This is a genomic window from Streptomyces sp. URMC 124, assembly GCF_051386455.1.
Taxonomy (GTDB): Bacteria; Actinomycetota; Actinomycetes; order Streptomycetales; family Streptomycetaceae; genus Streptomyces.
In genome coordinates this window covers 1-8,529 of record NZ_JBPQTS010000223.1, presented here as the reverse complement: position 1 = coordinate 8,529, position 8,529 = coordinate 1, and the positions used below count along the sequence as shown (strand labels likewise).

Here is an 8,529-nt window from a genome sequence, read left to right as displayed (position 1 = left end):
ACAGCACCGGCCGGGCCGGGTCCGCCGCCGCGGATCGTGGTCGACGAAGACGACCCGCGCCCCGCCCGCCACCCGTTCCCCCACCGCGTCGTCCAGGAGCGTCCGCGATGCCGGGTCCAGCCCCGTCCACGCCTCGTCCAGGACGAGCAGCCCGGGCGTGCCCAGGAGGCCCTGGGCGACGGCGACCTTCTGGCTGGTGCCCTTGGACAGCTCGGACAGCGGCGTCCCGGCGTACGCACCGGCGCCGAACCGCTCCAGCCACTCCCGCGCACCGCGCGCGGCGGCGGCGCGGCCGAGGCCGTGGATGCGGCCCAGCCGCGTGAGGTAGGCGCCCGCGGTCATCGGCAGCGCGGCGGGGAAGCGTTCGGGGACGTAGGCGGCGCGGGGCCGTCCGGTGATCCGGCCGGTGCTGGGGGCGTCGATGCCCGCGAGCAGGCGCAGCAGCGTGGACTTGCCGCTGCCGTTGGCGCCTTCGACCCGCAGCAGGCTGCCTTCGGGGATGTCGAGGTCGACGTCGCGCAGTATCCACGGCCCGCCGAGTCCGTAGCGGCGGCCCACCCCCGTGAGTCTCATCCTGTCACCTTAAAGGGCGCTGCCTGGCGGCTGGCAGACTGGTGGCCGTGACCAGCCCTGACGCACCCCAGTTCGTCCTGCCCCTCGTCGTACGGATCGAGAAGGACGCCCCGCCCGCCCGGACCGACGCCCTGGAGACCGCGGCGCGCGCCGTGCTGACGCTCCTGGCGGACGAGCGGGCCGCGACCGGGAGCGACGGCGAGGACGGCGAGTGGGCGCGGGCCGTACGGGACTGGCAGGACTCCCGGATCCGCAAGGTGGTGCGCAGGGCGCGCGGCGCGGAGTGGCGCAAGGCGTCGGCGCTGCCGGGCATCACGGTGACCGGTGAGCGGGCGGAGGTGCGGGTGTTCCCGCCGGTGCCGCTCGACGGCTGGCCCAAGGAGCTCGTGAAGCTGCAGGTGTCGGGCACGGACCTGGACGACCCGGAGCCGCCCGCGGCGGCGGACCCGGCCCGGCCGGTGCTGTGGATGAGCCCGGAGCTGGAGATGTCCGCGGGCAAGGCGATGGCGCAGGCGGGGCACGGTGCCCAGCTGGCGTGGTGGGGGCTGGACGACGCCGCGCGCGCGGCCTGGCGCGAGAGCGGCTTCGCGCTCTCCGTGCGGACCGCTCCCCCGGCCCGCTGGGCGGAGCTGGCGGCGAGCGGCCTGCCGGTGGTGCGGGACGCGGGGTTCACGGAGATCGCACCGGGCTCGTGCACGGTGGTGGCGGAGCACCCCGCACTGCGGTACGGAAGCGTCCGGAGGGGCTGACGGGGCTCACAGAGAGACCTGTGATACTGACGGCAGAAACACGTGTTTTGGCGCCAGGGGGTAAGAAAGTTGTCGAAAAGGACCGCGCGCGGCGCGACAGCCCTCGTCACCGCGGGCGCCGTCGCCGCGCTCGCGATGGGTCTGACCGCCTGCGATCCCGACGAGAAGAAGGACGGCGGCAAGAGCTCCGCCCCGGCCTCCTCCCAGGGCTCCGGCAAGAGCTCCGCGGACGGCGGGCCCGAGGAGAACAAGAAGCCCGAGGAGAAGTGGGACGGCAAGGTCAAGGTGCTCGGGGACGGCTCGATGTCCTACACGGGCCCGCAGCCGAACCAGCCCAAGCCCGAGAAGCTCAAGCCCGGCGAGAAGCCGCCGCAGTTCGTGGTCTTCTCCTGGGACGGCGCGCTGGAGGGTGACGACCACCTCTTCTCGCACTTCCGCCAGGTCGCCAAGGACAACAACGCCAAGATGACCTTCTTCCTCACCAGCATGTACCTGCTGCCGAAGTCGAAGGCGTCCCTGTACAAGCCGCCGCAGCACAAGCCGGGCGACGCGGCGATATCCTTCGCGACCGACCCGCACATCAAGGACACCCTGGGCCAGCTGCGCGGCGCGTGGCTCGACGGCAACGAGATCGGCACGCATTTCAACGGGCACTTCTGCGGCGGCAAGGGCGGCGGCGACTGGAGCGTCGCCGAGTGGAAGAGCGAGATCGAGCAGTCGTACTCCTTCGTCGAGAACTGGAAGACGAACACGGGCCTGAAGAGCCTCCCGCCGCTGCCCTTCGACTTCAAGAAGGAGCTGGTCGGCGGGCGCGCCCCGTGCCTGGAGGGGCAGAAGAACATGCTGGCCGCGGCCCAGCAGTTCGGCTGGCGCTACGACGCGAGCTCGCCGGGCGACTTCCAGATCTGGCCGTCCAAGATCAACGACATCTGGAACTTCCCGCTGCAGCTGATGCCGTACCCCAAGAGCGAGAAGCAGGTCCTGTCGATGGACTTCAACTTCCTCTACAACCAGTCCGGCGACAACACCAAGGGCGACCCGGCCAAGTACGCGGAGTGGCGCAAGCTCACCCGGGACGGCTACCTCAACGGCTTCGAGCGCGTCTACAACGGCAGCCGGGCGCCGATGTTCGTCGGCAACCACTTCGAGGACTGGAACGGCGGCATCTACATGAAGGCCGTCGAGGACGTCGTGAAGTCGGTCTGCAAGCGGGACGGGGTGCGCTGCGTGTCCTTCAAGCAGCTCGCCGACTGGCTGGACGCCCAGGACCCCAAGGTCCTGGCGAAGTTCCGCGGCCTGGACCCGGCGCAGTCGCCGGACTGGGCCACGCTCGTCAAGTAGGCACCAGCAAGCACGCACTGACGCTGTCGCGTCAGCGTGCCGCGGGGGTGTACCGCGTCAGTGCTGCTGCGCCCCCGCCATGTACTTCGTCCAGATGTCCATGGGGAAGGTGCTGCCGGTGGCGTCCTTCGGGGCACCGCCCAGGCCGTCCAGCGGCAGCAGCTCCTGCGTCTGCGGATCGATGCGGGAGAGTGACACGGCGGTCGACACCGTGCCCCGGTAGCCGGCGAACCACGCGGACTTGTTGCCCTGCCCGGTGCCGGGCTTGCCGGCCGCGTCGGCGCCGGCCGCCCTGGCCGTCGTCGCGCTGCCGCGCCGGACCGCCTCCCGCAGGGCGTCGTCCACGGCGACGGCGACGGTCTGCGGCAGGACCCGCTCGGCCTTCGGCTTCTCGACGGGCACCTCGTTGCCGTTGCGGCTCAGCCGCTCGACGGAGAACGGCTCGCTGTGCAGCCCCCTGGCCGCGAAGGTGCCGTAGGCGCCGGCCATGCGGATGGCGCTGGGGGTCGCCGTCCCCAGGGAGAAGGCCGGCAGCTTCGTGCCGAGGCTGCTCTCCAGCAGGCCCGCGTCGACGGCCGCCTTGCCCACCCGGTCCAGGCCCACGTCCATGCCGAGCTGCATCATCGGAGTGTTCACGGACTGCGCCACGGCCTCCTTCAGGGTCACCTTCCCCCAGGACTTCCCGCCGTCGTTGACCGCCTTGACGATCTTCCCGGAGCGGTCCCAGTACGGGCCCTCGGGGGTGCGCAGGCTCACCTTGTTGTCGCCGTTGTAGACCGTGGCCGCGGAGACGGGGGTACGGGGCTTGCCGCGCTCCAGCTGGACGCCGTCGCGCAGGGCCGCCGCGTAGACGAACGGGGTGAAGGCCGTGCCCGCGGGGACGACGGAGGAGTTCGCGTCGTTGAAGCCCTGCTGGAGGTAGCCGGGGCCGCCGTAGAGGGCGACGATGCGGCCGTCGGTGGTGACCGACGCCGCACCGATGCGCACGTCCTTGTCGGAGGCGCGCTTGCCGGGGTCGAGCCGGCCCTTCACCTCGTCCGCGGCCTTCGTCAGGGCCGCCATGGACGGCTTCTCGAAGGTCGTGCGGATCTGGTAGCCGCCCAGGTCGAAGTCCTTCTCGGTGACGGGCGTGTGGGCGCTCACGTACGCCCGCGCCGTCTCGACGAGGTAGCCGGTCTGCCCGGTCAGGCCGGCCGGCTTCGGCGGGGCCTTCGGCTCGGGGAAGGAGGTGTAGCGGGCCCGCTCCTCCTTGGACAGCTTGCCGCCGTCGACCATCCGGTCCAGGATCCAGCCCCAGCGCTCCACCGCCCGCTCGTGGTTCTTCTTGCCCAGCGCCGGGTCGTACAGGCCCGCGCCCTTGAGCAGCGAGGCGAGGAAGGCGCCCTCGCTCACGTTGAGCTGGGAGACGTCCTTGCCGTAGTAGGCGTGGGAGGCGCGCTGGATGCCGTACGTGCCGCGGCCGAACCAGCTCGTGTTGAGGTAGCCCTCCAGAATGTCGTCCTTGCTCATCCGGTTGTCGAGCTTGATCGCGATGAACATCTCGGTGAGCTTGCGGGTGAAGGTCTGCTCCTGGTTGAGGTAGGCGTTCTTCACGTACTGCTGGGTGATCGTCGAACCGCCCTGGGTGCTGCCGCCGGTCACCATCCTGGTGACGGCGCGCACCATGCCGCTCGGGGAGATCCCGCTGTCCGAGTAGAAGGTCTGGTTCTCGGCCGCGAGCACGGCCCAGCGCACCTTCTCCGGGACCTTGTCGAGGTCGGTGTCCTGCCGGTTGACCTCGCCGGTACGGGCCATCTCCGTGCCGTCGGCCCAGTAGTAGACGTTGTCCTGCTGCGTGGCGAAGGCGTTGAGGTCGGCGGGTATGTCCGTACGCGCGTACATGATCGCCACGAGCGCGGCGAGCGTGCCGACGACGGTGGAGACGAGTCCGAGGACCTGGCGCCACGACGGGACCCAGCGCCGGAAGCCCTCGCGGCCCGGGCGCGGGTAGACGGGACGCAGCCGGCGCAACGGGCTCTTCCGGGGGGCGGCGCGTCTACGGCGGGCGGGGCCGGAAGGGCCGGAGGACCGGCGGCCGGCCGGAGGGGAGGCTTTCCGGGCATGCGCGGCATGCGCGCCATGCGTCCCTTTTCGTCGTTCGAACACCGCTCGACCCTATGGGGTCCGCTCCCATAGCGTAATGTTTTACTTCAATGTAAAAGCAGCAAATCTCGGGTCATACCCCTTGAAAGAAGCAGAAGGAACGCCGGAACGCCATGGAAACAGCTACACCGACCGTGGTGGCGCGCCATCCCCGACGCCGGGCGAACGGGGCGCTGGAGGGCGAGGTGCTCGCCGCCCTGCAGCGGGCGGAGGGGCCGCTGACGCCGCGCGAGGTGCAGGCCCGGCTGTCCGGTGAGCTCACCTACAGCACCGTGGTGACGATCCTGTCCCGGCTCCACGGCAAGGAGGTCCTCACCCGGACCCCGCGCGGCCGCGCCTACGCGTACGCCCCCGTCACCGACGAGGCGGGCCTCGCGGCGCGGCGCATGTGCCGCATCCTCGATGCGGTCCCGGACCGCGAGGTGGTCCTGGCCCGCTTCGTCGCGGACCTCCCGGTACCCGACGCCCTCCTCCTGAGGGCCCTCCTGACAGACGTCACCCTCCCGCCCCCGAGGTAGCCCGCACAAACCCGACCCGCCTCGCCCCGGACATCCTCGGACCCGCACACCCCAGCCCCAGGCCGGCCCGGCACCGCCGGACACCGCCGCGGCGGAGGGAGGCCGGCCAGCCTCTTGCCGCAGGCAAGAAAACCCGCCGCAACGGCGAGAAACCACTACGGCGCATCCCGGCGGTGCCGAGCGGCCTCAGGGCGGGACGGCACCGCCGGACACCACCGCGGGGGCGGCGCACCGTCGCGGCGGAGGGTGCTGCCCGGCGCCCCGTCGTCAGGGGCGACGGCGATGCACACGGCGGCGCCACAGGAACGTCGCGGCCGCGCCGCACACGGCCGCCGCGCCGCCCGCTGCCAAGGCGCCCCTCGGAGCGGCGGCGGCCGCGGGCGCGCCCGGCGCCGCCCCGCCGGTGATCGACGTGCGGACCGGCGCGACGGCCCGGACGCGCCCGACCGAGCGCACGGAGCCGTCCGCGTTCAGCAGCACCCGCTTCCCGTTCGGGCGCGCGAAGTCGAACATGTTCAGCAGCGAGCCCGCCCGGGCGTCGAAGGACGATCCGCCGATGGGCCCGGTGTCCCAGTTCCACTCGATGAAGCCGAGCACCGACGTCTGCTCGGTCGGCGTGTGGTCGACCGCGTTGACCTTGCTGTAGGGCGAGATCACCAGCAGGGGCTGCCGCGGCCCCGGCCCGCACCTGCCCGCGTACCCCCCGGCGGCTGCCGGCCCGGCCCGGCAGCCGGGCGCGTCCAGGGGTTTGCCGTGCGGCCCCTTCCCCCCGAGGCGGGAGCCGTTGCGCGGCGCGGCGTAGGCGTGGTCGTACCACCCGTCGGAGTCGTCGTAGGCGATGACGACGGCCGTGCTCCCCCACTGCGGCGCGCTCTGGATCTTGTTGATCCATTCGACGAGGAAGCGCTGCTCGTCGACGGGCCCGGAGTACCCCGCGTGCCCGTCCTGCGCGGCGGGCGCCTTGAGGAAGCTCACGGCGGGCAGCCGCCCGCCGCGCAGCGCGGCGTCGAAGTCCGTCAGGTCGTACTGGTGGTTCGCGGGCCCGTCGTGGCCGATCTCGGCGACGGAGCGCGGCGGCAGGTGGTGCGGGTTGGCGGTCGACCGGTAGTACTGGAACGGCTGGTGGTGCGGGCTGTAGTCGATCACCCGCGCGCCTCCGGCGTTGGCGTGCGTCCGGCCGGCGCAGCGCGCGTGGTGCCCGCCCCGCCCGTCCCAGGGGGTGCTCGGGCGGAACCCGCCCTGGAACCAGCCCCAGGTGACCTCCTCCTCGTTCAGCACGTCCCCGATGTTCCGGCCGGTCATGGCGGCGAGGGCGCCGCGCCCGGTCCGGTCCCGGTTGGAGCAGTCGTCGTAGGCCGGGTCGGGGTCGGTGAGGATCGTGCCGACGCCGTCGTCGTCCGGCGCGACGACGACCCGCGGATCCGGCTTCGCGGTGCGCCGCGGCCGCTCCGTGCCGGAGGCGGGGTCGGTGGAGACGACGCCGTGGGTCTGCCCGGAGACGAGGTTGATCGCGCCGGGCGTGGACGGCCCGTAGGTGGTGCTGAAGGAGCGGTCGTTGAGGGCGTAGTGCTGGGCGTAGTTCCACAGGGCGGTGACGGTGTTCCCGTCGTAGTAGTCCATGACGAGGCCGGGCTCGCCGAAGAGCCGCCCCGAGCACTTCCCGGAGTCGGTGTTCTGCACGAACTTGTCGGCTTTGCCGCCGTTGGCGGCGTACTGCTCCGGGCCGTAGGAGTGGTTCTGGTCGCAGGTCAGGGCCTGGCGGGAGGACAGCCGGCGGGGCGGGTACTGGTTGGGGTTGCGCTGCAGCAGCCCGGCCGTGCGCAGGTTGTCGATCCGGGCGGGCGTGGCGCGGGAGGCTTCGAAGCGGGTGCCGTCGGTGTTGGCGGCGCGCGGGTAGGTGGCGAAGTAGTGGTCGAAGGAGACGTTCTCGTCGAAGACGACGACGAGGTGCTCGATCGGCGACTCGGTGTCGGTCCAGTCGCCGGGGAAGGGCAGTGCGGCGGCGGGCGGGGCGGTGGCCGTGACGGTGACCGCGGCCGCGGCGAAGGCGGCGCCGAGGCGGGCGCCTCGTCTCGTACGGGGACGCGTGCGCGTGGGGCGGATCATGTACTTCCTCCCGTTCTTCCGGTTCGGCCCGTGCCGGTCAGCAGGGCGCGCCCGTACCAGTCCGTGCGGTCCCGCACGCCGGGGAAGGCGAAGAACCAGCCGCCGCCGAACGGGGTGACGTAGTCGGTGAGCGGCTCTCCGGCGAGTCGTTTCTGCACGGCAGTGAACTGGCGCACCGGGTCGCGCTGGTAGCAGCAGAAGAGCAGGCCCTGGTCGAGGGTGCCGTTGCTGCGGACGCCGCGGTCGTAGTTGTACGAGCGTCGCAGCAGCCGGTGCGCCTCGCTGCCGGGGGTGCGGGGGTGGGCCAGGCGGATGTGGCTGTCGAGGGGGGTCACCTCGCCCGCCGGGTCGTGGGCGAAGCGCGGCGCGTCGCTCTCGCGGGCGCCGTCGAGGGGGGCGCCGGTGTCGCGGCTGCGGCCGATGACGCGCTCCTGCTCGGACAGCGGGATGCGGTCCCAGAACTCGGTGAGCATGCGGATCAGCCGCACGACCTGGTAGCTGCCGCCCGCGGCCCAGCGCGGCTCGCCGGCGTCCGGGCCGGTCCACACGAGGCGGTTCATGAGGCGCGCGTCGCGGGGGTCGGGTCCCGAGGTGCCGTCCTTGAAGCCGAAGAGGTTGCGGGGCGTGCCGGAGGGGCGCGGCGGGGCGGTGTGGCCGTCGAGGCGCCAGCGGATCTGCAGGCCGCCGCGGGTGTGGCGGGTGAGGTCGCGCAGGGCGTGCAGGACGGTGTCGGGGCTGTCGGCGCAGAGCTGGACGGCGAGGTCGCCGTGGCACCAGGCGGGGTCGAGGTCGTCGTCGGGGAAGACGGGCATGGGGCGCAGGAGGCGCGGGGCGCGGTCGGCGAGGCCGTAACGGTCGTCGAAGAGGGAGGCGCCGGCGGAGACGGTGACGCGGAGCCCGCCGTCGGCGGGGAGGGAGGGCCCGAGGAGGCCGGAGTCGGGGGGCGGCGCGGTGATGCCGGTGGGGTCCGGCGTGCCGCCGCCGGTCAGGAACCGGGCGCGGCCGGTGAGGGTCCGCAGGAGGTCGGCGAGCTCGCGGCGATCGGCGGCGGTGACGTCGAAGGAGGTGAAGGCCGTGGCGCGGGCGGGCGGGGTGAGGAC

The 8,529-nt window shown here is 72.7% G+C and carries 7 protein-coding genes; 3 read left to right on the top strand and 4 right to left on the bottom strand.

Features of this window, described 5'->3' with window-relative positions:
* Positions 1-573, bottom strand: a 573-nt coding sequence (locus ACSNOG_RS30510; protein WP_436755943.1) for an ABC transporter ATP-binding protein, incomplete at its 3' end; no start/stop codon positions are given.
* 47 nt (positions 574-620) lie between these two features.
* Here ACSNOG_RS30510 and ACSNOG_RS30505 point away from each other — a divergent pair.
* A complete protein-coding gene (locus ACSNOG_RS30505; RefSeq protein ID WP_436755942.1) occupies positions 621-1,322 on the top strand; it encodes a peptidyl-tRNA hydrolase in 702 nt (233 codons plus the stop codon).
* A 135-nt stretch (positions 1,323-1,457) separates the two neighbouring features.
* The gene (locus tag ACSNOG_RS30500; protein ID WP_436755944.1) at positions 1,458-2,663 is read left to right on the top strand and encodes a hypothetical protein; all 1,206 of its coding nucleotides are present in this window, start codon (positions 1,458-1,460) and stop codon (positions 2,661-2,663) included.
* Between the two features lie 57 nt (positions 2,664-2,720).
* On the opposite strand, the gene ACSNOG_RS30495 is transcribed toward ACSNOG_RS30500, so the two are convergent.
* Complete coding sequence (locus tag ACSNOG_RS30495) at positions 2,721-4,673, bottom strand: transglycosylase domain-containing protein (RefSeq protein ID WP_436755941.1); 1,953 nt, start codon at positions 4,671-4,673, stop codon at positions 2,721-2,723.
* 245 nt (positions 4,674-4,918) lie between these two features.
* Between ACSNOG_RS30495 and ACSNOG_RS30490 the strand changes: the two genes are divergently transcribed.
* Positions 4,919-5,323, top strand: a complete 405-nt coding sequence (locus ACSNOG_RS30490; RefSeq protein ID WP_436755940.1) for a BlaI/MecI/CopY family transcriptional regulator — start codon at positions 4,919-4,921, stop codon at positions 5,321-5,323.
* 267 nt (positions 5,324-5,590) lie between these two features.
* Here the strand turns inward: ACSNOG_RS30490 and ACSNOG_RS30485 are convergent, their stop codons facing one another.
* Both ACSNOG_RS30485 and ACSNOG_RS30480 read right to left on the bottom strand, forming a co-directional pair.
* Positions 5,591-7,429, bottom strand: a complete 1,839-nt coding sequence (locus tag ACSNOG_RS30485) for a phospholipase C (protein ID WP_436755939.1) — start codon at positions 7,427-7,429, stop codon at positions 5,591-5,593.
* Positions 7,426-8,529 (bottom strand): Dyp-type peroxidase (locus ACSNOG_RS30480; RefSeq protein WP_436755938.1); only part of this gene is annotated, 1,104 nt, incomplete at its 5' end. The genes ACSNOG_RS30485 and ACSNOG_RS30480, both read right to left, overlap by 4 nt.

What these genes read in the sequence shown, in the direction of transcription:
- ACSNOG_RS30500 (WP_436755944.1), top strand. Translation starts at nt 1,458, where the DNA reads ATGGGTCTGACCGCCTGCGATCCCGACGAGAAGAAGGACGGCGGCAAG.
- ACSNOG_RS30490 (WP_436755940.1), top strand. Translation starts at nt 4,919, where the DNA reads ATGGAAACAGCTACACCGACCGTGGTGGCGCGCCATCCCCGACGCCGG.
- ACSNOG_RS30485 (WP_436755939.1), bottom strand. Translation starts at nt 7,429, where the DNA reads ATGATCCGCCCCACGCGCACGCGTCCCCGTACGAGACGAGGCGCCCGC.